This is a genomic window from Streptomyces albus subsp. albus (assembly GCF_000725885.1).
Lineage (GTDB): Bacteria > Actinomycetota > Actinomycetes > Streptomycetales > Streptomycetaceae > Streptomyces > Streptomyces albus.
Window position 1 is genome coordinate 110,867 of record NZ_JODR01000021.1, and the last position, 23,698, is coordinate 134,564.

Here is a 23,698-nt window from a genome sequence, read left to right on the forward strand (position 1 = left end):
TCAGGGGACGGCCTGCCCCGGGGCGGCCAGGGCGGCTCGCACGGGGACGGCCACGTACCAGTGGCCGCTGTAGGTGTGCCGGACCGGGTAGGTGCGCCAGCCGGCCTGGGCGGCCCAGCCCGGGAGCGGTACCCGGCGCAGGACGAGCGCGTCGGGCGTGCGGGCGGGCTCGGCACGGCAGCCGGCGGTGTGGGCGATGGGGATGGCCGCCTTGTTGCCGTCGAGCGCACAGGGCGGGCGCACACCGTGTGCGTGCAGGACCCGGGCGATGCGCTGCCAGTCCTGCCGGGCCGCCTTCTGGATGCCGTACTGGACGTCGACCTGCTGGATCTGCACCCCCAGGTGGAGGAGGGCGAGGGCGGCACCGGCGCACAACAGCGCTGCCGCACACCGCGTCCGGCGGGCCCACTGCGCGGCCTGCCGGATGCCGAGGGCTGCGACGGGGGCCAGCAGCGCGTAGGCGGGCAGCAGGAAGCGCGGGGCGGCGTACCCCATCAGGAACAGGTACGGCACGGCCACGGCGAGGGCCGCCGCGGTGGGCAGCAGCCCCAGCGCGGTACGGCCCCGCCGCCGCGCCGCGTACAGTCCGAGCCCCACCAGCGGGGGGACGAGCAGCCACCAGCCGACGTTGATCCACTCGACGCTCGCCCCGTCGCACGGGCGGCACAGCAGGGGCCCGTCGAGCGCGGCGGCGTGCGCCCGCAGGGTGTCGAAGGAGAGCCGCAGGCTCATCCCGCCCTGGATCTCGCTGGCCGCGTGCAGCCTCTCCAGTACGCCGCCGAACCGGATCACGGCCTCCGCCACCCAGGGCAGCAGACCGGCGGCGACGCCCCCCACGACGGCGAGCACCCTGCCTGTCGCCGCCTCACCGGTGGGCGTTGGGCCGGCCGGGGCCTCGCCGTCGGGGTGACGGTCTCGCCGGCGACGCCCGTCCCAGGCCGCCGCGAGCAGCAGCACGAGGCCGGGCCACACCGCGTCGTTGGGCCGCATCAGCGTGACGAGGGCGAACGACGCGCCGAGGGCCACGAGCGTCCCCCGCCGCGCGGGCCGGGCCAGGAAGCAGCCGACGGCGCCGGCGAGTCCGGTCGCCACATAGTGGTTGGGCATGGCCGCGCCCGCGTAGAAGAGGCCGATCCACAGGCTGCCGTAGAGCCCGGCGGCCAGGGTCACCACCCCGCGCCGGCCGACCGCTTCCAGCCACGGCAGATAGCCCAGGTAGAGCGCCAGTGCCGCGGCCACCGTCAGATAGCAGCGCAGCAGCACCACCGAGTCGGTCAGCGCGGCGACGGGCGCGATCAGGGCCGGGACGCCGCGGGTGCGGGGCGCGCTGAAGGGGGTGTCGGGCCCGTGCGGGCCGAAGCGGCTGGCGTAGACGAGTTCGTCCCAGCCGAGCGCCAGCGTGGGGTGGACGAGCACGAGGGAGACGGTGGCGAACAGCGCGCAGACCCCGGCCAGCCACCACCGTTCGTCGCGCCACCAGGCGGGGCGACCTGTCCTGCGCGAGGAGCGGTCCGGCCGGGGCGCCGGGACGGATTCCGACGCGGCATTCCGTACGACAGACGACATACCCGGCATCTTCCCGCCGCGGTGCGGATTCCCCCGGCAGGCGTGGGCCCGCCGTGTCCCGCTCCCGCCCCGCGGACGGCGCCCGGGAGCCGGCAGAGCCCTGCCGCACCACGCCGACGGTGGCCGACGGCGGCGCCAACCCCGCCCGCGCGAGCCGTGGTTGCCACACCGCACGCCGGTCCGCCCACCGATGCGCTCCGGGCCACCGCCCTGTACGCCGCAGGGCGCACGCCGGTTCTCACCGTCGCAGCGGCGCGCGGCGGGGGCTGTCGGCGCGGAATACGGGAATGCCCGGTGCCCCGGCCCGTGTTGCCGCGCCGAGGGCAGGGGACGATTGTCCCCGCCGGTGAAGGCCGCCCCGCCGGGGCGGACCGGTGAGACGGAGGAGCACGGTGGCACAACCACAGGAGACGGGCGGCCCGTTCACCGTTCCCGTGACGGTCCGGGGATACGAGACCGACGTCCAGGGGCATCTGAACCAGGCGGTGTACCTCCAGTACGCCGAGCACGCCCGCTGGTCGGTGTTGCACGCGGCGGGCATCGAGCAGAAGCATCTGCTGGCCGAACGCGTCGGCCCGGTCGTACTGGAGCAGACGGTGCGCTACCGCCGTGAGCTGCGCGCGGGTGACGAGGTGACGGTCAGCTGCGCCTTCGAATGGGGCGAGGGCAAGGTGTTCCACGTCCACCAGGAGATCCGCACGACGGACGGCACACTCGCCGCGGAGGTGACCGGCGTGGGCGGGGTGATCGATCTGGATGCCCGCCGCCTGGTGCCGGACGCCCGCGCGGCCCTGCGGAAACTGGCCACGGCGCCCGAGGCGATGGGCCTCGACTAGAGCGCGGCACGGGCGGCTCCCGCCGCCGGGCTTCCGCCGGACGGCCGGGGCCGAGCCCCGACGGCCGGGGAGGCTGACGCCCTGGGGCGGCGAGCGGCGGCCTGATACCTGTCGGGGTCGTCCGATTCCCGGGGCAGGCCAGCGGAGGCCGGCAGAAGGCCCGCGCGGAGGCCGGCAGACCCACAAGCCCACGGAAGCCCGCAGGCGCCCCCAAAGCCCGGCAGGGGCCGTAGAACGCCCTCGGAGGCCGGGCAGGCCCCGGGTCAGGGCGGGTCAGGGCGCCGCAGCCCCGGCAGGCCCGTCGGGACGGCGCAGAAGCCGCAAGCGCCCTCGGAGACGGCCACCGATCGTCGGCCGCGCGACAACAGCCAGTAGCCGGCAAGCTCCCGGCGTCGAAGGTCCGCAAACGCCAGGAGGGCGGCTCCCCGAGCGGGAGCCACCCTCCTGTCATGTGTCCGTGCCGGACCGCGAGGTCAGATCGCGGAGCCCGCCTTCCACTCCGACCAGCTCATGTTCCAGCCGTTGAGGCCGTTGTCCGGCTGGATCGTCTTGTCGGGGGAACCCTTGACCTCGACGATGTCGCCGATCAGCGAGTTCTCGTAGAACCAGGCGCCGTCGGTGCCCGGGTTGCCCGCACCCTGGCTGTCCCGCAGGCCCACGCAGCCGTGGCTGGTGTTGCCCGACCCGAAGGGGGCGCCCCAGTAGTTGCCGTGGATGAAGGTGCCGGAGGTGGACAGCCGCATGGCGTGCGGGACGTCGGGGATGTCGTACCCCTCGGCGCCCTTGCGGCCGAACCCGACGGTGTTCCCGTCCATCCGGGTCTCCTTGTGCTTCTCGGAGATCACCATCTTGCCGTTGTACGTCGGGTTGCTCGGGCTGCCCGCGGAGATCGGGATGGTCTTGATGACCTTGTCGTCGCGGACGACCTTCATCTGGTAGTTCTTCACGTCGACCGTGCTGACCTGCTTGCGGCCGATGTTGAAGGTGACCTTCTTGTCCTGGACGCCGGTGTTGCCGTTGCCGGCGTTCACACCGTCCAGGTCGAGGTCGACGGTGACCTTGGAGTTCGGCTTCCAGTAGTCCTCGGGACGGAAGTCGAGGCGGTCGTTGCCGAACCAGTGGCCGACGATCTCCTGGCCGCTGGTCGAGCTGACCTTGATCGCGGACTGGACGGCCTTCTTGTTCTGGATCTGCTTGTCGAAGGTGATCGAGACCGGCATGCCGACACCGACCGTGGCGCCGTCCTCACCGGCGTAGGTGCCGATGAAGCTGTTCTCGGGCGAGACGGTGGTGAACGTGCGGTTCTCCACCGCCTTGCGGCCCTCGCTGTCCTTGGCCGTCGCGGTGATCTCGTACTTGGTGGCGCGCTCCAGCTGGCTCTTGGGCTTCCAGCTCGTGCCGTCCGCGGAGAGGGTTCCTTCAACGGGGGTGCCGTTCTGGGCCGCCTTCATGGTGACCTTGGTCAGCTTGCCGCCCTTGACCGAGACGTTGCCCCCGGTGTTGATGCTCGCGTTGGTGGCGCCGTCCTTGGCGGTGATCTTTATTCGGGCCTGCGAGCTGTCCTTCTCGGCGGATATGTCGTTCTTCGCGGCCGACTTCTCGGCGTCGCCGCCGTCGTCGCCACCACACCCGCTCAGTGTCAGCACCCCACCGAGGAGCACGGCCGTGACCGCGAGCCCCCTGCGGTGCTTCCCCACCGTCATCACTGGCTTCTCCATTTGCCTTCGGAACCCCATGTCTCCCCGGTATAGCTGCGTAGCCCCCACAGCGCCCGAAAACGGACATGTGCGCCCCAGCTCCACGCATATGAACGCACAGGGGACTATGACCGGTTCCACTTTCGGTAAAACTGTGGTCTAGGACACGTATCCGACCCATTCACGAACCGTCCCGGTTCTTCGGGACAGATCCATCCCGGTTCCCCGGAAGAGCGGAAGCATGCCTTCCCCCTCGCCTCCACCAGTCAGTAACATCGGCCTGCGTACGGTCAGTTCACGCTGAAACCCCGAGCCGTACGCCGTACCCACGCAACTCAGGAGGGCCTTTTCGTGTCCGAGGCCGGACCCTCGAAGCTGTCAGCACATCGCCGTCCGCTGGCGACCGCAGCGGCTGCCGGCGGCGTACTGTTCGCCCTCTGGTTCGTCCCCACTGCCAACGCTACCCCCGAAAAACCTGACCATCCCACCCACCACAGTGACTCTGTGACCCGGTTGGAACATGACGACAGGGGCGACCGCTAGAAACCGCCGGTGACTACGCCAGCGGCCCGGTCACCGACTCGGCCGCGGCCACCAGCGCGCCGGAGCGGACGAACGCCTCGGCAGCCCCCAGGTCAGGCGCCAGATAGCGGTCCTCCCCCGGCCCCTGGACCCCGGCCCGGCGCAGTTCGGCGATCACGGCCCGGGCCGCCGCGCCCGGCACCAGCCCCGCCGTGGTGGACCGCAGCTCCACCGCCCGCGCCGCCGCGTACACCTCCACCGCGATCACCCGGGCCAGCCCGTCCACGGCGGTCCGCAGCTTGCGCGCCGCCGACCAGCCCATGGACACGTGGTCCTCCTGCATCGCGGAGGAGGGGATCGAGTCCACCGACGCGGGTACGGCGAGCCGCTTCAGCTCGCTGACCAGGGCGGCCTGCGTGTACTGGGCGATCATCAGCCCCGAGTCCACCCCCGCGTCATGGGCGAGGAACGGCGGCAGGCCGTGCGAGCGGTTCTTGTCCAGCAGCCGGTCGGTACGGCGCTCCGCGACGGAGGCCAGATCGGCGCAGGCCACGGCGAGGAAGTCGAGGACGTAGGCGACGGGCGCACCGTGGAAGTTGCCGTTGGACTCCACCCGGCCGTCCGGCAGCACCACGGGGTTGTCCACAGCCGCGGCCAGCTCCCGCTCGGCCACCGTGCGGGCGTGCGTCAGGGTGTCCCGGCCCGCGCCGGCGACCTGCGGGGCGCAGCGCACCGAGTAGGCGTCCTGGACGCGCGGCGCGTCGTCCTGGTGGTGCCCGGTCAGTCCGGAGCCGTCCAGCACCTTGAGCATGTTGGCGGCGCTCGCCGCCTGGCCCGGGTGCGGGCGGATGGCGTGCAGCTCGGGGGCCAGCACCCGGTCGGTGCCCAGCAGGGCCTCCAGGGTGAGCGCGGCGGCGATGTCGGCCGAGGTGAACAGGCGCGCGAGGTCGGCGCAGGCCATCAGCAGCATGCCGAGCATCCCGTCGGTGCCGTTGAGGAGGGCGAGGCCCTCCTTCTCGCGCAGCTCGACGGGGGTGATGCCGTGCGCGGCGAGGAGTTCGCCGGCCGGGCGCACCACGCCGTCGGGGCCCTCCGCCTCGCCCTCGCCCATGAGGGTGAGGGCGCAGTGCGACAGCGGGGCGAGGTCGCCGGAGCAGCCGAGGGAGCCGTACTCGTGCACGACGGGGGTGATGCCCGCGTTGAGGACGTCGGCCATGGTCTGGGCGACGTGCGGGCGTACTCCGGTGCGGCCGGAGGCGAGGGTCTTCAGGCGCAGGAACATCAGGGCGCGGACGACCTCGCGCTCGACGCGGGGGCCCATGCCCGCGGCGTGCGAGCGGACGATGTTGCGCTGCAGCTGGGCACGGAGGTCGGGGCCGATGTGGCGGACGGCCAGGGCGCCGAAGCCGGTGGAGACGCCGTAGACGGGCTCGGGCTTGGCGGCGAGGTCGTCGATGAAGCGGCGGGCGGTGCGCAGCGCCTCGACGGCCTCCGGGTGCAGTTCGACGCGGGCACCGTCACGGGCGACGGCGAGGACCTCCTCCGGGGTGGTGCCGGAGCTTCCCACCACCACAGTGTGCATAGTCATATTCAAGAACCCTAATGAGTGAATTGCTGTCTGTCACGGCGGCCCCGTCACCCTGCCTACGGTAAACAGGTTTGTTCCTAGGACTTCTAGGAATACGGTCCTGTGCATGGCACGAGCGGGACTGACGGTGGAGCGGATCGTGACGGCGGCGGCCGAGATGGCGGACGAGGTCGGCCTCGACCACCTCAACCTCTCCGCGCTGGCCCGCCGGTTCGGCGTCAAGGACGCCAGCCTCTACTCCCACATCCGCGGCCTGGCCGACCTCCGCACCCGGCTGTGCGTCCTGGCCGCCCGCGAGATGACCGACCGCATCGCCCTCGCCGTCGCAGGCCGGGCCGGCAAGGAAGCGCTCTTCGCGTTCGCCGACGCCTACCGCGCCTACGCCCTCGAACACCCCGGCCGCTACGCCGCCGGCCAGCTGCGGATCGACCCGCAACTGGCCGCCGCCTCGGCCGGACACCGCCGCAGTGTGGAGCTCACCCACGGGATGCTCCGCGCCTACGGCCTGGCCGAGCCCGACCTCACCGACGCCGGCCGGCTGCTGCGCAGCACCTTCCACGGCTACGCCGACCTGGAGAGCCGCGCCGGATTCAGCCACCCACGCACCCTCGACGCCTCCTGGCACCGCGCGCTGGAGGCCCTGCACATCCTGCTGGAGAACTGGCCGCGGCAGGCCGGTCCGCAGCAGCCGGAGAAGGAGACGAGTAACCCATGACCGACCGGTTCGACGACAGCACGGCGCCGCGCACCGGCAGCCTGCCCGTTCCGGGCGCCACCCTCCGCTACCAGGTGCGCGGCAGCGGGCCGCTCGTCCTGCTGATACCGGGCGGGGCCGGCGACGCGGACGTCTTCCACGGGGTCGCGCCCGCGCTCGCCGCCCGGTTCACCGTCGTGAGCTACGCGCCCCGGGGCATCAGCGGCAGCCCGCTGGACGTTCCCGGCCAGGACCAGAAGGTCGAGGTGCACGCCGCCGACGCCGCCCGTCTGCTCGACCTGCTCTCCCCCGACGAGCCCGGCTACGTGCTGGGCACCAGCTCGGGCGGCATCACCGCCGTGGAGCTGCTGGTGCGCCATCCGGACCGGGTGCGGCTCGCGGTCGCGCACGAGCCGCCGCTGGCCCGCGTACTGCCGGAGCCCCAGGCGGCACTGTCCGGGTTCGCGGAGGCGGCGCGGGCCGCGGCCCGGGAGGGGGCCGGCGCCGGGTACGCGCGGCTGGGCGCCGCCCTCGGCCCGGCGGAGGACACGGAGCCGGACGCGGACGAGGGCGCGCCCGCTCCCCTGCCCGACGCGCTCCGCGAGACCGTCGAGGCGAGCAGCGCCCACTTCCTGCGGCACGTGCTGCGGCCGTTCACCCACCACGAGCCGGATCTCGCGGCGCTCAAGGCCGTCGCCGACCGGCTCGTCGTCGGCGTCGGCAGGACCTCCCGCGGCCAGCTCCAGCACACCATCGCCACCACGCTGGCCGGGGCGGTCGGTGCGGAGTGCCGGCAGTTCCCCGGCGGACACCTCGGCAGTGTCGAGCACCCGTCCGCGTTCGCCCGGGTGCTGGAGGAGACGCTGCTCGCGGCCGGACCGGCAGCGCGCTAGCCCGGGCGCGCGTCCCGTCGGCAACCCCGCCCCCGCATGACGGCAGGGGACGACCGCGCCGACGGGACCGCCGGGCCGCCTACCCGGCCTTCAGCAGGGACGCCCGCAGCGCCTTCTTGTCGGTCTTGCCGACGACGGTGCGCGGGAGGGCGTCGGTCACCACGTAGGAGGCGGGCTCGTAGAGATCCCCCAGCGCGTCGACGATCTGCCGCGTCAGTCCTTCGAGGTCCGGTACGTCGTCGGGGTCCTGGGGCACCAGGACCACGTTGACGGTCTCCTTGTCGTCGTCCCCCGGCAGGCCGACGGCGGCGGCCTCCTTGATGCCGGGCTGCGCGGCGAGGAAGTCGTCCAGCAGCCGCGAGTAGACGTTGTCGGCGGTGGTGCCCGTCACGATGATGTCCCGCGCCCGGTCCACCAGGTACAGATAGCCGTCCTCATCCCGGCGGGCGATGTCCCCGGTGCGGAACCAGCCCTCGTCGTCGAGCACTTCGGCGGTGCGCTCCGGGTCGTTCCAGTAGCCCTGCATCACCGTGGAGCTGCGGACGTACAGCTCGCCGGGCTCCCCCACGGGCACCGGCTTGCCCTCCTCGTCCCGCAGTTCCACCTCGACCCCGGGCGCCGGACGCCCGCAACTGGTCAGGGTCCCGGGCCGCCGCGGGTCGTGCTCCTCGGGGTCGAGCTGGGTGACGCGCCCGTCCTCCGTCGCCCCGTATATCTGGTGCAGCACGGGGCCGAAACAGGCCAGCGCCTGCTTGAGGCGCTCCGGGGAGGCGGCTGCGCCGGTGTAGGTGAGGGTCGTCAGCGCGGGGAAACGGCCGGGGACGCAGTCCGGGTGGTCGAGCAGTTCGTAGAGCATGGGCGTCACCAGGACCACCCTGGTGACGCGCTCGCGCTCCATCGCGGCCAGGGCCTCTCCGGCGTCGAACGTCCGCAGCAGCACGACGGTGTGGCCGCTCAGGATGCCGACGAGGAAGCCGCCGTGGCCGCTGCTGTGCGTCAACAGCGTGCACACCAGCAGGGCGCCGGACGACGCCTCGTCGGCGTATGTGTCGGCGACCCGCGCGAAGTCGCCGTAGAAGCTGCTGCGGTGGACGACCAGCTTCGGCACCCCGGTGGTGCCGCCCGTGTAGAGGAGCGTCGCGAGGTGGCGGCCGTCGGCGGCCTCGTCGAGCGAGAGGCCGCCGACGCCGGACGCCGCCGAGAGGAAGTCGTCAGCGAGCGCGGACGCGCCGATGGCCAGGACGTGCGGGACGTTCGTCCCCTCGACGATCCGCCGGGTCCGCTCCTCCAGGTCCGGGTCGAACAGCAGCCTCTTGACGTCGGCGCGCCGGATCAGCGCCTCCAGCTCGGAGTTGCCCGGCTCCGGCGGCACGAAGACCAGCCGGCAGCCCGCGAAGTGGACGGCCACCTGGAGCAGCAGCGCCTCGGGGAAGTTCTCCACGAACAGCGCCACGCCGTCGCCCTCCCGCAGCCCGAACTCCCGCAGGACCGCGGCGAAACGCAGGACCGCGCCGGCGGCCTCGGTGCCGGTGATTCTCCGCTCCCCCGCGACGATCGCGTCGCGGTCGCCTTTCGCCGAGAGCCGTCGCACGACCGAGACGGTGTAATTCTCGCTGGCAGTAACGTGATTCATGGTCCTTCTTCGTGCTAGCGCATGCCTCCCGGGGTTGCGGTCCCCGGGCTCTCATCACCTCTCAGCAAATCATTTGTGTGATACACCTATCTAAGTGCCCGGGGCCGGCGGAAGGACAGCCCGGCGCATATGCGGGCAGCCGGGGCACGGACGGCCGCTAACGGGCCGTCAGGCAGGGCGTCCGCCACCGCCGCGGCGGAAGCGGCGGCGCTCCGGGGAGGCGGCCGGCGGGGCGGGGGTCGCCGCCAGCCGCAGGGTGGGATCGTCGGGGCCGCCCTCGCGGCCCGCCACCACCGGCTTGGCCAGCCGCAGCGCCTTGGCCCGGTACTGTGCCGCGTCCGCCAGCCGGAAGATCCGGTGAGCGGTGCGCACCTCGCCGACCGGGTCACCCGTGGAGGCCACACCGCAGGCCACACCCTCGCCCGCCTCCAGCGCGGCGGCACCGTGACACAGCTCCTCGGCGGCGCGTACCACCTCGTCGGCGGTCGGGCCCACGGCCAGCAGACAGAACTCGTCACCGCCGAGCCGGCCGGCCAGCGCGCCCGGCAGGGTGGCCGCACAGTCGGCCAGGACGGTGGCGAACCGTTCCAGGAGCCGGTCGCCGGCCTCGTGCCCCTGCTGATCGTTGACGCTCTTGAGGCCGTTGATGTCGCAGACGGCGATGCTGACGACGGTGCCCAGATCGCGGTGGAGCTCGACGGCCTCCTCCAGCCGCGACTCGATGGCACGGCGGTTGGCCAGGCCGGTGAGGGGGTCGGTGTAGGCCAGACGGCGGACCTCTTCGAGCCGCTCGTTCTGGGCGATGCCGGAGGCGATGAGCGCGGCCAGCACGGCGGCGAAGTCGGCGTCGTCCCGGGTGAAGGCGGGGGCGTCGGGCGCCCGGGCCACGTACAGCTCGCCCCAGGCTCGGCCGTGCACCACGATGGGGGCGATCACGCAGGAGCCGCGGCCCCGGCGGCGCAGGGCCGCCACACGCCGGTAGCTGGGTGCCGCCGACCCGTCCGGGCCGGGGCCCTCCTCCTCGACCCACGCCTGGGCCCGGCCACCGCCGGCCCAGCGCTCGTGGAGCAGTTCGGCGACCCGCGGGAAGTCCTGCACGGGGTAGGACTCGTCGGCGGGGAACTCGTCCTCCTCGGGCGTCCGGTCGCCGACGTTGGCCAGGACCCGGAGCCTGCCCCGGCCCCGCTCCCACACGGCGATCGCCGCGAAGGCGCCGTCCATCGCCTCGCAGGCGCCCAGCGCCGCCGCGTGCGCGATGTCGCGGTGCGCGAGCGCGGCGGCGGCTTCCGGGTCGTCCTCCGTGTGCGGGAGGGCACGGGCCGTCTCGGGGACGGACGTCTGTGCGGCGGCCATGGCCTGCGAGAGTCCGACGACGGCGCTCAGCCGCGCGTCCGCCTCCCCGTCCTTACGTATTCGGCCCATACGGCCAAGATTAGGAGGCTTCGCCCCGTTCTGCCGCGCGACCCCCTACGGAGAGCCTCGCTCTCCGTACAAGCCGTGTCCAGATCCCGCCCGCCCGGATCGTACGGCGCTGCCCCGCCGGAACGCATCCGGGACGGCGGCCGGACATGCTCACTTACCCGGCCAGTCCGGCTTCCGCTTCTCGTTGAAGGCCGCCACACCCTCCGCGCGGTCACCGGAGAAGGCGACCGTGCGCCACGCGGCCTCCTCCACCTCCAGTCCCGAGCGCAGATCCATGCCCCAGCCGGTGCGCAGCGCCCGCTTGGCCGCCCGCAGCCCGACCGGCGAGTTCGCGGCGATCCGGGACGCCAGTGCCAGCGCCTCCGTACGGTCCCGGCCCGGCTCCGTGAGCTGGTCGACGAGCCCCAGCGCATACGCCTCGGCCGCCTCCACCCGCCGCGCCGTGAAGATCAGCTCGGCGGCGCGGGCCGCCCCCACCCGGCGCGGCAGCAACTGGGTGCCGCCACCGCCCGGCACGACGCCGACCGACACCTCGGGCAGCCCCACCACGGCACTGGGGTCCGCGACGATCAGATCGCAGGAGAGGGCCAGCTCGTACCCGCCGCCCAGCGCGTAGCCGTGCACCGCGGCGATGGCCGGCATCGGCAGCTCCAGCACACCCCGGTAGGCCGCACTGGTGTACGGACGCTGGGCGCCCAGCTCCGCATCGCTGAGCGCGTTGCGCTCCTTGAGGTCGGCACCCACGCAGAACGCCCGCTCGTGCGTCGAGGTCAGCACCGTGACCCGTACGTCACCGTCCTGGGCCAGGGCGGCGCACGCGTCGGCGAGCGCACCGGCGAACGCCGTCGAGACGGCGTTCATCGCCCCCTTCCGGTCCATCACCAGCTCAGCGACGTGCCCGTCCTTGCGGACGCGCACCCACTCCCCGAACGTCGTCTCCTCGCTCAGCTCCATGGCCGTCACGATAACGCTCGCTAACCTTCCGGGGTACGGCGCCGCAGCAGCCACGGCTCGACCACGCCCAGCCCGCGCACCGGCCGCTGGTAGAGCGGTTGCAGCGCGTACCGGTAGCCGGACAGGTCCTCGCTCTCCTTCTCCGACTCCGGTGCCGCGCCCGAGGCCGTCAGCTCCGCACGGAACGCCCCGTCCACCAGCACCGTGTCCTTCGGCGCTATCGAGGTGAGCCGGCTGGCCAGGTTCACGGTGTTGCCGAACACATCGCCCATCCGCGTCGTCATCGTCCCGAAGGCGATACCGACCCGCAGCTCGGGCATCGTCGCGTCGTTGGCCATCGTCTCGATCAGCCGCAGCCCGATCTCGGCGGCCGTCTCCGCGTCCTCGGCGACATAGAGGACCTCGTCCCCCAGCGCCTTGATGAGCCGCCCGCCGTGCGCGGCCACCAGATCGGCGGCGGTGGTCTCGAACGCCTCCACCAGCTCGCCGAGTTCCTCCTCCTCCAGGCGCCGCGTCAGCCGGGTGAAACCGACCAGGTCCGCGAAACCGATCGCCTGCCGGCGGTTGACCATCTCGTCGTCGTCCTTGACCTGGACGACCCGGCCGGTGGCCGCGGCCAGCTGGCGGCGCCACACGTAGACCAGGAACTCCTCCAGCTCGGGCAGCAGCAACTGCACCAGCGGGAAGGTCACTTCGTTGCGGGTCATCCCCGGCTCCGGCGGCTCGGTCAGCCCCATCAGGAACGAGTCGATCTGCCAGTCCGCGAGCCGGGCCGTGGTCTGCCCCGTCGAGCGCGCCACCTGCACCGCCATCGGCTCGCTCAGCAGCCCCGCCTCCACCAGACCGGACAGCCGGCGCAGGGCCAGCACGTCGGCCTCCGTCAGGGCGCGGGCCTGCCCCACGTCGGCGAAGCCCATCGCCCGCCAGAACCGGGACGCCAGCTCCATCGAGACCCCGGCGGCACGGGCCGCCTGGAACGGCGTGTACTGGCGTTCAGCACCGAGGATCAGCTCCTCGATGCGCAGCGCACTGGGGTCCGGGTCGTCGTCCGGGTCGCCCTTCTCGGCGGGCCCGTCCTGGCCGCCGCCGGCGGACCGCCCCGCGGGCCCGCCCGGGGTTCCCGCGGGGCCTTGGGCGCCGCTCGCGGACTCCGCCGGCGCCGCGCCCGGTGAGGCGGACGAGGGCGAAGAGCCCTCCGAGGATGCGGAGCCCGATGAGGCCGCGGGGCCCGATGAGGCCGGGGACGGACCGCCTGCGCCGCCCCGGGCACCGCCGGTGCCCGCCGGGCCCGTCTCACGTTCGGGCATGCCCGGCTCTCCCGCGGTCACCGCGGCCTCCCCGCACCTTCCGCGGCGTGGTGTCGCGGCCTCGCGTCGTCCCTGCGCACAGCCCTTCCGTTCCTCTTGCCCGGTCCTGCTCACAGCGGTCCCCGGCCGTCGGCCGGGAGGACGGCACCGGCGCCGGATGGCACCCGATGTCACCGCCGGTTGCCCACCATACGGCAGTTGTGCGCTACCTCACTCTCCGGTCGCGGGGCGCAGATGGACGATGTCACCGGCAGCGACCGGATGCTGTACGCCCTGTTCCGACGCGATGACCAGGCGGCCGTCACCGTCCACCGCGACCGCCTCCCCCACCAGGTCGTCACCGCCGGGGAGCATCGCCCGTACGGTCCTGCCGAGCGTCACACAGCCGGCCGCGTAGGCGTCCAGCAGAGCGCACGCCGACGGGTCGCCGCCGGCCTCGCTCCAGCGGCCGTACCAGTCCTCGACCGCCCGCAGCACCGCCCGCAGGATCGGATCCCGGTCGGTGCCCTGCGCACCCGCGAGCGCGAGCGAGCCGGCCGTCGGCACCGGCAGCTCGTCCTGGCGCAGAGTGACGTTCAGGCCCATGCCGAGGACGACGGAATGCTCGTCCACCCGCTCCGCGAGAATCCCGCCGATCTTGCGCTCCTCACCGTCCCGGATGGTCAGCACGTCGTTCGGCCACTTCAAACCGGTGTCCACCCCCGCCGTACGGGCCAGCGCGCCGGCCGCGGCGACACCGGCCAGCAGCGGGATCCAGCCCCAGCGCTCCGCGGGCGGCTCCGGACGCAGCAGCACCGAGAAGAAGAGACCCGAGCGGGGCGGGGCCGTCCAGCTGCGGTCCAGCCGGCCCTTGCCGGCCGTCTGCTCCTCCGCGACCAGGACCGTGCCCGGCCGGGCCTCGCCCGCGCGGGTGCGCCGGACCAGCTCCGTGTTGGTCGAACCGATCGTCTGGAGAACCTCCAGACCGGTCCAGAGGGAGTTCTCCTTGTGCAGGAGGGCTTTGCGGAGGGCGGACTCGTTGAGCGGGGGGCGGTCCAGGTCGGACCAGCGGCTGGGCGTCATGCGGCCACACTAATGAGGCCTCCGGCCCCTTGCCGCGCCGTGGGTGGGCGCTGTTCCTTTGGCTGGGGCCTCAGCCCCTTGCTCCCCCTGTGGGTGGGGCCCTCGCCCCTGTGGCTGGGGCCTCCGCCCCTGTGCTCCCCCATTGGGTGGGGCCCTTATCCCGGTGGCTGGGGCCTCAGCCCCCGTCCTCCCCCATTTGTTGGGGGCTCTGCCCCCAAACCCCCGGTCCTCGCCGGACGGGCGTTGGGGCGGCTCCTCCCCCAGACTCCGTCCGGGGGGACCCCCAGGCGGAGCGGAGTGTGGTCAACGACGCACTCCGTAACGGGGTGTGCGCCGATAGCCTACGGGGCGGTAGCCAACCCGCGACGGTAAGGAGCCCTCCGAGATGTCCTCGCCCAGCCCAGACATCCACACCACCGCGGGCAAACTCGCGGACCACGAACGCCGCACCGAGGAAGCAGTCCACGCCGGCTCCGCACGAGCCGTGGAGAAGCAGCACGCCAAGGGCAAGCTGACCGCGCGCGAGCGCGTGGAACTGCTCTTGGACGAAGGCTCTTTCACCGAGCTGGACGAGTTCGCCCGGCACCGCTCGACCAACTTCGGCATCGAGCAGAACCGCCCCTACGGTGACGGCGTCGTCACCGGCTACGGCACCGTGGACGGCCGTCCGGTGTGCGTGTTCTCGCAGGACTTCACGATCTTCGGCGGTGCCCTGGGTGAGGTGTACGGCGAGAAGATCGTGAAGGTGATGGACTTCGCCCTCAAGACGGGCTGTCCGGTCATCGGCATCAACGACGGGGGCGGTGCCCGCATCCAGGAGGGTGTGGCGGCGCTGGGGCTGTTCGCGGAGATCTTCCGCCGGAACACGCACGCCTCCGGTGTGATCCCGCAGATCAGTCTGATCCTGGGTCCGTGCGCGGGCGGCGCGGTCTATTCGCCGGCCATCACGGACTTCACGGTCATGGTGGACCAGACCTCGCACATGTTCATCACGGGGCCGGATGTGATCAAAACGGTCACCGGTGAGGACGTGGGCTTCGAGGAGCTGGGCGGGGCCCGGACGCACAATGCGACGTCCGGTGTGGCGCACCACATGGCGGGGGACGAGAAGGACGCCATCGAGTACGTGAAGGCGCTGCTGTCGTATCTGCCCTCCAACAATCTGTCGGAGCCGCCCGCCTATCCGGAGGAGGCGGACCTGGAGACGTCGGAGGAGGACCGGGAGCTGGACGTCCTGATCCCGGACTCGGCGAACCAGCCGTACGACATGCACACCGTCATCGAGCACGTGCTGGACGACGGGGAGTTCCTGGAGACGCAGGCGCTGTTCGCGCCGAACATCATCACGGGGTTCGGGCGGATCGAGGGCCGGTCGGTGGGTGTGGTGGCCAATCAGCCGCTGCACTTCGCGGGCTGTCTGAACATCGACGCGAGCGAGAAGGCGGCCCGGTTCGTCCGCACCTGCGACGCGTTCAACGTCCCGGTCGTCACGTTCGTGGACGTGCCGGGCTTCCTGCCGGGGACGGACCAGGAGTACGACGGGATCATCCGGCGCGGCGCGAAGCTGATCTACGCGTACGCGGAGGCGACGGTGCCGCTGATCACGGTGATCACGCGGAAGGCGTTCGGCGGCGCGTACGACGTGATGGGCTCCAAGCACCTGGGCGCGGACCTCAATTTCGCCTGGCCGACGGCGCAGATCGCCGTCATGGGGGCGCAGGGCGCCGTCAACATCCTGCACCGCAGGAAGCTGGCCGCGGCCGGCGACCCGGAGGAGACCGAGGAGCTGCGCGCCCGGCTCACGCAGGAGTACGAGGACGCCCTGCTGAACCCGTACGTGGCGGCCGAGCGCGGCTATGTGGACGCGGTGATCCGGCCGGCTGAGACCCGCCGGCACATCGTCCGCGGGCTGCGTGCGCTGCGCACCAAGCGTGAGCAGCTGCCGCCGAAGAAGCACGGCAACATCCCGCTGTGAGGGGCCGGGGCCGGCAGGACCGCCAGAACCGGAAGGACTGGAAGGACTGGAAGGACTGGAAGGAGGGGCCGTGATGACGAGCGACGAGAGCGGCCGGGGACCGGCCGAGCCGCCCATCCGGGTGGTGCGGGGCAATCCGACGCCGGAGGAGCTGGCCGCCGCCCTCGCGGTGGTGCGGGTGCGGGCCTCGGCCCCGCAGCCCGAGGAGGAGGCGGCACCGCACGCGCCGGGCGCGTGGTCCGATCCGGCCCGTACGGTGCCGGGCCCGCCGCCGGCGCCGGGCCCGGGTGCGTGGCGCCGTTCGTTCTGGCCGGGATGAGGGGCGGCCCCGTCCTGGCCGGGTGAGGGCGGGCCCGGCGCTTCTGAGTACGCGTACTCAGGCCCCGGCGCCCGTCGCCGCGCACCATGGACCGCATGCTGTGGTCCGACCCCAGGGACGAGCCGCCGCCGGACCTGCGCAGGGCCCAGAAGAAGCTCGACCGGCTCGGCTGGGTGCTGCTGGTGGTGACGGCGGTGGTGATGCTGCTGTTGCTGTCCTCGGCCCACTCGTGAGCCGTCGCGGCCCGCCATCCTTACGATGGCCCGCATGAACTCTCCGCGTCTCGTGCTCGCCTCCGCGTCCTCCGCCCGTCTCGCGCTGCTCCGCCAGGCCGGGATGGCCCCCGAGGTCATCGTCAGCGGTGTGGACGAGGACGCGCTGACCGCCCCCACTCCGTCCGCGCTGGCCCGGGTGCTGGCCGAGGCGAAGGCGACGGCGGTCGCGGAGCGCGCGGAGGCGTCCGAGGCGCTGGTCGTCGGCTGCGACTCGGTGCTTGAGCTGGACGGGCGTGCGCTGGGCAAGCCCGCCGACGCCGAGGACGCGACGGCCCGCTGGAAGGACATGCGGGGCCGCTCGGGGGTGCTGCACACCGGGCACTGCGTCATCGACACCCGGTCGGGTGCGCAGGGGGCGCGCGTCTCGGTGACGGCTTCGACCACGGTGCACTTCGGCGAGCCGACGGACGAGGAGATCGCGGCCTACGTGGCGACCGGCGAACCGCTGTACGTGGCGGGCGCGTTCACGCTGGACGGGCGTTCCGGCCCGTTCGTGGACGGCATCGAGGGCGACCACGGCAACGTGCTGGGTCTGTCGCTGCCGACGCTGCGCCGGCTGCTGCACGAGCTGGGGGTGTCGGTCACCGAGTTGTGGGCGGCGGGCTGAACCCCTCGGGCGCGGGCGGCGCCCCGGACGGCGGAGGACCCGGCTCGGCGGGCCGGCGGCCCTCCTCGGCGGGGCGCGGCTCTCCGGTGCCGTACCAGGTCAACGACCAGACGATGAGGCCCAGGACGACCATCATGGCGGCGAACGCCGTCCAGCCCACGAGCCCGACGCAGAACGCGCCGAGGACGCCGTGCACCACGGCGCAGCTGATCAGCAGCACGCGGAGGAAGCCGTGCGGCGCCACGTCGCGGACGGCCGTGCGGAGGAGCACCAGCGCGCAGGCCAGGACGTAACCGCCCACGAGGACGGCGCCGATGACGGCGGAGACGGTCATGGCGTGCGGGTCGATGCCGGCCAGGGACATCTGCTGCGCGTCGGCGACCTTCCCCAGGAAGAGATTGAGCCCCACGAGCAGTGCCGCCTCCAGCAACAGCACCACCGCACCCGCCGCGGCCACCGCCCGTCTGCGCCCTGCCACCGCGCCCACCCCTTCTCGTCCCTCGCACCTGCCGTGCGGGGGCCGCCCGTTGACGGCTCCCGGTCACGCGACACCCCGGGTTACTCCAGGTACGTGTGTTGGCACGGCGAACGCTACTCACGGGTACAACGCGGGGCAAGAGAGCGGACAGCAAGCAAAATTTCGCTTGCCGTCTCGTAGGGATTCCACAAAGACCGGCGTCACCGGCTCTCGAACAGGACCGAGAGTCAGCCCACACCCGCAAGGCTGACGAAAGCGCGCCGAATGCGGCGTACCGTGGGATGACGAGGGGAGATCCGGTTGTGCACGGCCCGCGGACGACGCTCCGTGTGGGCAAGCTCACCCCCCTTGGCGGCTCGGCGTCAGGTGTCGCCAGTACCTAAACTCAGCTTGTTTCAAGGAGGGAGCCATCGTGCGCAAGGTGCTCATCGCCAACCGCGGCGAAATCGCCGTCCGCGTCGCCCGGGCGTGCCGGGACGCGGGAATCGCGAGTGTCGCCGTTTATGCCGAGCCGGACCGGGACGCGCTCCACGTCCGCGTGGCCGACGAGGCGTTCGCCCTGGGCGGTGACACCCCCGCGGCCAGCTACCTGGACATGGCGAAGGTCCTCAAGGCCGCCGCGGACTCGGGCGCGGACGCCGTGCACCCCGGTTACGGATTCCTGTCGGAGAACGCGGAGTTCGCCCAGGCGGTCCTCGACGCCGGTCTGATCTGGATCGGCCCGCCCCCGCAGGCCATCCGCGACCTGGGCGACAAGGTCGCCGCCCGGCACATCGCCCAGCGCGCCGGCGCCCCGCTGGTCGCCGGCACCAAGGACCCGGTCAGCGGCGCGGACGAGGTCGTCGCCTTCGCCGAGGAGCACGGTCTGCCGATCGCCATCAAGGCGGCCTTCGGCGGTGGCGGGCGCGGCCTCAAGGTCGCCCGCACGCTGGAGGAAGTGCCCGAGCTGTACGACTCGGCCGTGCGCGAGGCCGTGGCCGCCTTCGGCCGCGGCGAGTGCTTCGTCGAGCGCTACCTGGACCGCCCCCGGCACGTGGAGACCCAGTGCCTGGCCGACAAGCACGGCAACGTGGTCGTCGTCTCCACCCGTGACTGCTCCCTCCAGCGCCGCCACCAGAAGCTGGTGGAGGAGGCGCCCGCCCCGTATCTGACGGACGAGCAGAACGCCGAGCTATACCGCGCCTCGAAGGCGATCCTGCGCGAGGCCGGCTACGAGGGCGCCGGCACCTGCGAGTTCCTCGTCGGGCAGGACGGCACCATCTCCTTCCTGGAGGTCAACACCCGCCTCCAGGTCGAGCACCCGGTCACCGAGGAGGTCACCGGCCTCGACCTCGTCCGCGAGATGTTCCGCATCGCCGACGGCGAGGAACTGGGCTACGACGACCCGCCGATGCGCGGTCACTCCTTCGAGTTCCGCATCAACGGCGAGGACCCGGGCCGCAGCTTCCTCCCCGCCCCCGGCACGGTCACCACCTTCGCCCCGCCGTCCGGCCCGGGCGTGCGGCTGGACGCCGGCGTGGAGTCCGGCTCGGTCATCGGCCCGGCCTGGGACTCGCTGCTGGCCAAGCTCATCGTCACCGGTGCCACCCGCAAGCAGGCCCTGGAGCGGGCCGCGCGCGCCCTGGACGAGTTCGAGGTGACCGGCATGGCCACCGCGATCCCCTTCCACCGCACCGTGGTCCGGGACGCCGCGTTCGCCCCCGAGATCGACGGCCGCGAGGGCGAGCCCTTCGACGTCCACACCCGGTGGATCGAGACGGAGTTCGTCAACGAGATCAAGCCGTTCGCGGCCCCGGCCGCGGTGGACGAGGACGCCGAGGAAGCCTCCCGCGAGACCGTCGTCGTCGAGGTCGGCGGCAAGCGGCTGGAGGTCTCCCTCCCCTCCTCGCTGGGTATGCCGCTGGCGCGGGCCGCCGTCGAGGGCGGTGCCCGCAAGCCGCGGCGCAAGGCGGCCAAGAAGTCCGCCTCCGCGGCCTCCGGTGACGCTCTCGCCTCGCCCATGCAGGGCACCATCGTCAAGATCGCCGTGGAGGAGGGCCAGACGGTCGAGGAGGGCGAGCTCATCATCGTCCTGGAGGCGATGAAGATGGAGCAGCCCATCAACGCGCACCGCGCCGGCACCGTCAAGGACCTCAACGCCGAGATCGGCGCCTCCGTCTCGGCCGGCGCCGTCATCTGCGAGATCAAGGACTGAGGCCCACGGGGTGCGGGGGACCGCCTCGCACCCCGGAAGCCGCCGACGGCCCCTCGGACGCCATGGACACCATGGACGCCTCCGAGGGGCCGTCGTATGCGCGGCTAGCGGCGCCGCGGGGCCAGGTCCGCCACCCGCGGCGGTGTCGGGCCCGTCGCGGCGGACCGCAGATGGGTCGGCCCCGCCGGACCGCCCTGGGGGGCGCCGCGCCGCGGGGTCGGCATCGGAACGTCCTGCCGCGTCCGCTCGCCCGCCGACGCCCCCACACAGGCGACGGCGATCTGCACACCCCGGTCGGCCAGCGCCTGGAGCTCGCCCTCGGCGCGGTCGTCGTGCGCGGGCGGCTCGTCCGTCACCAGCCGGGTGATCACATCCGTGGGCACCGTCTGGAACATGGTGTCGGTGCCCAGCTTGGTGTGGTCCGCCAGCACCACCACCTCGCCGGCCGCCTGCACCAGCGCCCGGTCCACACTCGCGGACAGCATGTTCGACGTGGACAGACCGCGCTCCGCCGTCAGCCCGCTGCCGGACAGGAACGCGCGGGAGACCCGCAGCCCCTGGAGGGACTGCTCGGCGCCGCTGCCGACCAGCGCGTAGTTGGAGCCGCGCAGGGTGCCGCCCGTCATCACCACCTCGACCCGGTTGGCGTGGGCCAGCGCCTGGGCCACCAGCAGCGAGTTGGTGACGACGGTGAGGCCCGGCACCCGCGCGAGCCGCCGCGCGAGCTCCTGCGTCGTCGTACCGGCACCGACGACGACGGCCTCGCCCTCCGAGACCAGCCCCGCGGCCAGATCGGCGATCGCCGTCTTCTCCGCGGTGGCCAGATGCGATTTCTGGGGGAAGCCGGACTCCCGGGTGAAGCCGCCCGGCAACACGGCCCCGCCGTGACGGCGGTCGAGGAGTCCCTCTGCCTCCAGCGCCCGTACGTCACGGCGTACGGTCACTTCGGAGGTCTGGACGACACGGGCGAGCTCCCGGAGCGAGACGGCACCGTTGGCCCGCACCATTTCAAGGATCAATTGACGACGTTCCGCAGCGAACACGAAACTGACAGTAACGCGGACGACCGTCTTGTTTCAGCGCTATGCGCCGATTAACAGAAGTTGTTCGTACGGAGGCACCGAACGTGGTATAGGGGTCCGTTTGGGACAAGGACAGTGTCGCGGTCCCCGCCCGGCCACCCGTCAGTGCAGCTCGGCCATCTTACGGTTGTGCAGCTGACGGGCCACCTCGGCGATCGAACCGGTCAGCGACGGATACACCGTGAAGGTGTTCGCGATCTGCTCCACGGTCAGATTGTTGTCAACCGCGATCGAGATCGGATGGATCAGTTCACTCGCCCGGGGCGCCACGACCACGCCCCCGACGACGATCCCCGTACCCGGACGGCAGAACAGCTTCACGAAGCCGTCCCGGATGCCCTGCATCTTCGCCCGCGGATTCCGCAGCAGCGGCAGCTTGACCACCCGGGCCTCGATCAGCCCCTTGTCGACGTCCGCCTGGGTGTAGCCCACCGTGGCGATCTCCGGATCCGTGAAGACGTTCGCCGACACCGTCTTCAGATCCAGCGGGTTCACCGTGTCACCGAGGAAGTGGTACATCGCGATACGGCCCTGCATCGCCGCCACCGAGGCCAGCGCCAGCACACCGGTGCAGTCACCCGCCGCGTACACACCCGGCGCCGACGTGCGCGACACCTTGTCCGTCCAGATGTGACCGGACTCCTTCAGCCGGACCCCGGCCTCCTCCAGACCGATGCCCGACGTGTTCGGAATCGCCCCGACCGCCACCAGACAGTGCGTACCCGTGATCGTCCGGCCGTCCTGGAGAGTGACCTCCACCCGGTCGTCCTCCGTACGGCGGGCCGACGCCGCACGCGAACGGCTCATCACGTTCATACCGCGGCGGCGGAAGACGTCCTCCAGCACCGCGGCGGCGTCCGGGTCCTCACCCGGCAGCACCCGGTCCCGCGAGGACACCAGCGTCACCTGCGAACCCAGCGCCTGGTACGCCCCCGCGAACTCGGCACCCGTCACACCGGAGCCGATCACGATCAGCTCCTCCGGCTGCTCCTCCAGGTCGTAGAGCTGCGTCCAGTTCAGAATGCGCTCACCGTCCGGACGGGCATCGGGTATCTCCCGCGGATGCCCGCCGGTGGACACCAGAACCGCGTCGGCCGTCAGCCGCTCCTGGCTGCCGTCCGCCGCCGTCACCGTCACCACCCGCGAACCGTCCGGGGCCTGACCCGGCTCCAGCCGGCCCCGACCCCGCATCACCCGGCCGCCCGCACGGGTGACCGCCGCCGTGATGTCGTGCGACTGGGCCAGCGCCAGGCGCTTGACCCGGCGGTTCACCCTGCCCAGATCCACCCCGACGACGCGGGCCGGATCACTCGGGTCGTACGTCTTGTCCTCGACGCGGATACCGAGCTCCTCGTACGAGGAGTCGAAGTTCGTCATCACCTCGGCGGTGGCGATCAGCGTCTTCGACGGAACGCAGTCCGTGAGTACCGAGGCGCCGCCGAGGCCGTCGCAGTCGGCGACGGTTACCTCTGCGCCGAGTTGGGCGGCTACCAGGGCCGCTTCGTATCCGCCGGGGCCGCCGCCGATGATCACGATCCGAGTCACGGGACCATTGTCCCGCACCCCATGCGGGGGCGGCACGCTGGGGGCCCGCTCCCCGGCTGCCGGGCTTCGCCCCCTGGGGCCTGTGGGTGGGGCCCAGCCCTTGTTCTCCCTCGTCGGGTGGGGCCCTCATTCCTTTGGCTGGGGCCTCCGCCCCGTGGCTCCCCCCTGTGGTGGGGCCCTCATCCCCATGGCTGGGGCCTCCGGCCCCGTGATCCCCCATTTGTTGGGGGCTCCGCCCCCAGACCCCCGGTCCTCGCCGGACGGGCGTTGGGGCGGCTCCGCCCCCCAACGGCCCCCCGCTAGGGGGCTTCGCCCCCTAGGACCCCCGGCCGAAAGAGCGCAAGCCCGTGGACGTGAAAGAGCCCCGCCCTGCGGCGGACGACCTTGGTAAGGCCGGTGACTCCGTTGATGTTCGTTGTTGCTTTCCGTTGGGGTACCAAGCGGTAGGTGCCAGGACGGGTGAGGTGTTGTTCGGTGAGGGGGAGGGAGTGGGGGGTGCTCGCTTAGGCTCGGGGGATGTCGCTCTACGCCGCGTACGCGGCCAACCTCGACGCCCGTCTCATGGCCCGCCGCGCACCTCACAGCCCCCTCCACGGCACCGGCTGGATCACCGACTGGCGGCTCACGTTCGGAGGCGAGCACATGGGCTGGGACGGGGCGCTGGCCACGATGGTGGAGGCGCCTGGGTCGCAGGTCTTCGTCGCGCTGTACGACATCGCGCCGCCGGACGAGGAGTCCATGGACCGCTGGGAGGGGGTCGGTCTGGACATGTACCGGCGGATGCGGGTGCGGGTGGACACGCTGGAGGGGCAGGAGGCGGCCTGGTGCTACGTCCTGAACGGGTACGAGGGCGGGCTGCCCTCGGCGCGCTATCTGGGGGACATCGCCGATGCGGCGGAGTCGGCGGGGGCGCCGCACGACTATGTGATGGGGCTGCGCAAGCGGCCCTGCTAGCCGGTGGAACGCACACACGGGGCAGTGGCCCGGGTGGGGTCGTCCGTGTGTTCGTCCGGACTTCCACCCGGTGTCTACGCGCGTAGGCGAAAAAG

General features: G+C 72.5%; 20 protein-coding genes. 9 read left to right on the forward strand and 11 right to left on the reverse strand.

The annotated features are described in order from the left end of the window. Positions 1–1,566: a hypothetical protein gene (locus IO40_RS0124005; protein ID WP_106963717.1), complete on the reverse strand. Its 1,566-nt coding sequence runs from the start codon at positions 1,564–1,566 to the stop codon at positions 1–3. 392 nt (positions 1,567–1,958) lie between these two features. Between IO40_RS0124005 and IO40_RS0124010 the strand changes: the two genes are divergently transcribed. Further along, entirely contained in the window at positions 1,959–2,402 is a 444-nt protein-coding gene (locus IO40_RS0124010; RefSeq protein ID WP_016469420.1) for an acyl-CoA thioesterase, read from the forward strand. A gap of 473 nt (positions 2,403–2,875) precedes the next feature. On the opposite strand, the gene IO40_RS0124015 is transcribed toward IO40_RS0124010, so the two are convergent. Then, positions 2,876–4,105, reverse strand: coding sequence for a L,D-transpeptidase (locus IO40_RS0124015; RefSeq protein WP_016469419.1), 1,230 nt, complete (start codon positions 4,103–4,105; stop codon positions 2,876–2,878). A 550-nt stretch (positions 4,106–4,655) separates the two neighbouring features. Further along, positions 4,656–6,209 carry a histidine ammonia-lyase gene (gene hutH, locus IO40_RS0124020; RefSeq protein WP_016469417.1) on the reverse strand — a complete coding sequence of 518 codons (1,554 nt, stop codon included), beginning with the start codon at positions 6,207–6,209 and terminating at the stop codon, positions 4,656–4,658. A gap of 106 nt (positions 6,210–6,315) precedes the next feature. On the opposite strand from hutH, the gene IO40_RS0124025 reads away from it, so the two are divergent. Beyond that, positions 6,316–6,924 carry a TetR/AcrR family transcriptional regulator gene (locus IO40_RS0124025; RefSeq protein ID WP_031031794.1) on the forward strand — a complete coding sequence of 203 codons (609 nt, stop codon included), beginning with the start codon at positions 6,316–6,318 and terminating at the stop codon, positions 6,922–6,924. Then, positions 6,921–7,796: an alpha/beta fold hydrolase gene (locus IO40_RS0124030; protein WP_031176105.1), complete on the forward strand. Its 876-nt coding sequence runs from the start codon at positions 6,921–6,923 to the stop codon at positions 7,794–7,796. The genes IO40_RS0124025 and IO40_RS0124030 overlap by 4 nt, the downstream gene beginning before the upstream one ends. Before the next feature lie 79 nt (positions 7,797–7,875). Here IO40_RS0124030 and IO40_RS0124035 read toward each other — a convergent pair whose 3' ends face one another. The 5 genes from IO40_RS0124035 to IO40_RS0124055 form a co-directional block, all read right to left on the reverse strand. After that, positions 7,876–9,429 (reverse strand): AMP-binding protein, encoded by a 1,554-nt coding sequence (locus IO40_RS0124035; RefSeq protein WP_031176106.1) that lies wholly within the window; start codon positions 9,427–9,429, stop codon positions 7,876–7,878. Positions 9,430–9,597: 168 nt separating this feature from the next. Beyond that, entirely contained in the window at positions 9,598–10,851 is a 1,254-nt protein-coding gene (locus tag IO40_RS0124040) for a GGDEF domain-containing protein (RefSeq protein WP_016469413.1), read from the reverse strand. A gap of 150 nt (positions 10,852–11,001) precedes the next feature. Continuing rightward, positions 11,002–11,805, reverse strand: coding sequence for an enoyl-CoA hydratase/isomerase family protein (locus tag IO40_RS0124045; protein ID WP_016469412.1), 804 nt, complete (start codon positions 11,803–11,805; stop codon positions 11,002–11,004). Positions 11,806–11,825: 20 nt separating this feature from the next. Beyond that, the gene (locus IO40_RS0124050) at positions 11,826–13,112 is read right to left on the reverse strand and encodes an adenylate/guanylate cyclase domain-containing protein (RefSeq protein ID WP_031031785.1); all 1,287 of its coding nucleotides are present in this window, start codon (positions 13,110–13,112) and stop codon (positions 11,826–11,828) included. Between the two features lie 210 nt (positions 13,113–13,322). After that, positions 13,323–14,174: a biotin--[acetyl-CoA-carboxylase] ligase gene (locus IO40_RS0124055; protein WP_030409121.1), complete on the reverse strand. Its 852-nt coding sequence runs from the start codon at positions 14,172–14,174 to the stop codon at positions 13,323–13,325. Positions 14,175–14,559: 385 nt separating this feature from the next. Here IO40_RS0124055 and IO40_RS0124060 point away from each other — a divergent pair, with 385 nt between their 5' ends. The 4 genes from IO40_RS0124060 to IO40_RS0124075 all read left to right on the forward strand — a co-directional run bounded on the left by IO40_RS0124060 (position 14,560) and on the right by IO40_RS0124075 (position 17,350). Beyond that, a complete protein-coding gene (locus IO40_RS0124060; protein ID WP_016469409.1) occupies positions 14,560–16,149 on the forward strand; it encodes an acyl-CoA carboxylase subunit beta in 1,590 nt (529 codons plus the stop codon). Between the two features lie 73 nt (positions 16,150–16,222). Beyond that, positions 16,223–16,468: an acyl-CoA carboxylase subunit epsilon gene (locus IO40_RS0124065; protein ID WP_016469408.1), complete on the forward strand. Its 246-nt coding sequence runs from the start codon at positions 16,223–16,225 to the stop codon at positions 16,466–16,468. Positions 16,469–16,563: 95 nt separating this feature from the next. After that, the gene (mmpB, locus tag IO40_RS38030) at positions 16,564–16,701 is read left to right on the forward strand and encodes a morphogenic membrane protein MmpB (protein ID WP_016469407.1); all 138 of its coding nucleotides are present in this window, start codon (positions 16,564–16,566) and stop codon (positions 16,699–16,701) included. Between the two features lie 25 nt (positions 16,702–16,726). Further along, on the forward strand, positions 16,727–17,350 hold the full coding sequence (locus tag IO40_RS0124075; protein WP_031176108.1) for a Maf family protein: 624 nt from the start codon (positions 16,727–16,729) through the stop codon (positions 17,348–17,350). Here the strand turns inward: IO40_RS0124075 and IO40_RS0124080 are convergent. Continuing rightward, the gene (locus IO40_RS0124080) at positions 17,325–17,828 is read right to left on the reverse strand and encodes a hypothetical protein (RefSeq protein WP_031176109.1); all 504 of its coding nucleotides are present in this window, start codon (positions 17,826–17,828) and stop codon (positions 17,325–17,327) included. The genes IO40_RS0124075 and IO40_RS0124080 overlap by 26 nt on opposite strands. A 412-nt stretch (positions 17,829–18,240) precedes the next feature. Here IO40_RS0124080 and IO40_RS0124085 point away from each other — a divergent pair, with 412 nt between their 5' ends. Next, a complete protein-coding gene (locus IO40_RS0124085) occupies positions 18,241–20,022 on the forward strand; it encodes an acetyl/propionyl/methylcrotonyl-CoA carboxylase subunit alpha (RefSeq protein WP_031176110.1) in 1,782 nt (593 codons plus the stop codon). A gap of 104 nt (positions 20,023–20,126) precedes the next feature. On the opposite strand, the gene IO40_RS0124090 is transcribed toward IO40_RS0124085, so the two are convergent. Together IO40_RS0124090 and IO40_RS0124095 are read right to left on the reverse strand one after the other, a co-directional pair. After that, a complete protein-coding gene (locus IO40_RS0124090) occupies positions 20,127–21,029 on the reverse strand; it encodes a DeoR/GlpR family DNA-binding transcription regulator (RefSeq protein WP_016469403.1) in 903 nt (300 codons plus the stop codon). 177 nt (positions 21,030–21,206) lie between these two features. Continuing rightward, on the reverse strand, positions 21,207–22,649 hold the full coding sequence (locus IO40_RS0124095; protein ID WP_031176111.1) for an NAD(P)H-quinone dehydrogenase: 1,443 nt from the start codon (positions 22,647–22,649) through the stop codon (positions 21,207–21,209). A gap of 516 nt (positions 22,650–23,165) precedes the next feature. Here IO40_RS0124095 and IO40_RS0124100 point away from each other — a divergent pair. Beyond that, positions 23,166–23,603, forward strand: a complete 438-nt coding sequence (locus IO40_RS0124100; protein WP_016469401.1) for a gamma-glutamylcyclotransferase family protein — start codon at positions 23,166–23,168, stop codon at positions 23,601–23,603. Positions 23,604–23,698: the final 95 nt, after the last annotated feature.

Coding starts and splice junctions, on each gene's coding strand:
- IO40_RS0124065 (WP_016469408.1), top strand. CDS start 16,223: ATGACGAGCGACGAGAGCGGCCGGGGACCGGCCGAGCCGCCCATCCGG.
- IO40_RS0124075 (WP_031176108.1), top strand. CDS start 16,727: ATGGCCCGCATGAACTCTCCGCGTCTCGTGCTCGCCTCCGCGTCCTCC.
- IO40_RS0124100 (WP_016469401.1), top strand. CDS start 23,166: ATGTCGCTCTACGCCGCGTACGCGGCCAACCTCGACGCCCGTCTCATG.
- hutH (WP_016469417.1), bottom strand. CDS start 6,209: ATGACTATGCACACTGTGGTGGTGGGAAGCTCCGGCACCACCCCGGAG.
- IO40_RS0124055 (WP_030409121.1), bottom strand. CDS start 14,174: ATGACGCCCAGCCGCTGGTCCGACCTGGACCGCCCCCCGCTCAACGAG.
- IO40_RS0124060 (WP_016469409.1), top strand. CDS start 14,560: ATGTCCTCGCCCAGCCCAGACATCCACACCACCGCGGGCAAACTCGCG.
- IO40_RS0124015 (WP_016469419.1), bottom strand. CDS start 4,105: ATGACGGTGGGGAAGCACCGCAGGGGGCTCGCGGTCACGGCCGTGCTC.
- IO40_RS0124050 (WP_031031785.1), bottom strand. CDS start 13,112: ATGCCCGAACGTGAGACGGGCCCGGCGGGCACCGGCGGTGCCCGGGGC.
- IO40_RS0124090 (WP_016469403.1), bottom strand. CDS start 21,029: ATGGTGCGGGCCAACGGTGCCGTCTCGCTCCGGGAGCTCGCCCGTGTC.
- mmpB (WP_016469407.1), top strand. CDS start 16,564: ATGCTGTGGTCCGACCCCAGGGACGAGCCGCCGCCGGACCTGCGCAGG.
- IO40_RS0124045 (WP_016469412.1), bottom strand. CDS start 11,805: ATGGAGCTGAGCGAGGAGACGACGTTCGGGGAGTGGGTGCGCGTCCGC.
- IO40_RS0124040 (WP_016469413.1), bottom strand. CDS start 10,851: ATGGGCCGAATACGTAAGGACGGGGAGGCGGACGCGCGGCTGAGCGCC.
- IO40_RS0124035 (WP_031176106.1), bottom strand. CDS start 9,429: ATGAATCACGTTACTGCCAGCGAGAATTACACCGTCTCGGTCGTGCGA.
- IO40_RS0124005 (WP_106963717.1), bottom strand. CDS start 1,566: ATGTCGTCTGTCGTACGGAATGCCGCGTCGGAATCCGTCCCGGCGCCC.
- IO40_RS0124030 (WP_031176105.1), top strand. CDS start 6,921: ATGACCGACCGGTTCGACGACAGCACGGCGCCGCGCACCGGCAGCCTG.
- IO40_RS0124025 (WP_031031794.1), top strand. CDS start 6,316: ATGGCACGAGCGGGACTGACGGTGGAGCGGATCGTGACGGCGGCGGCC.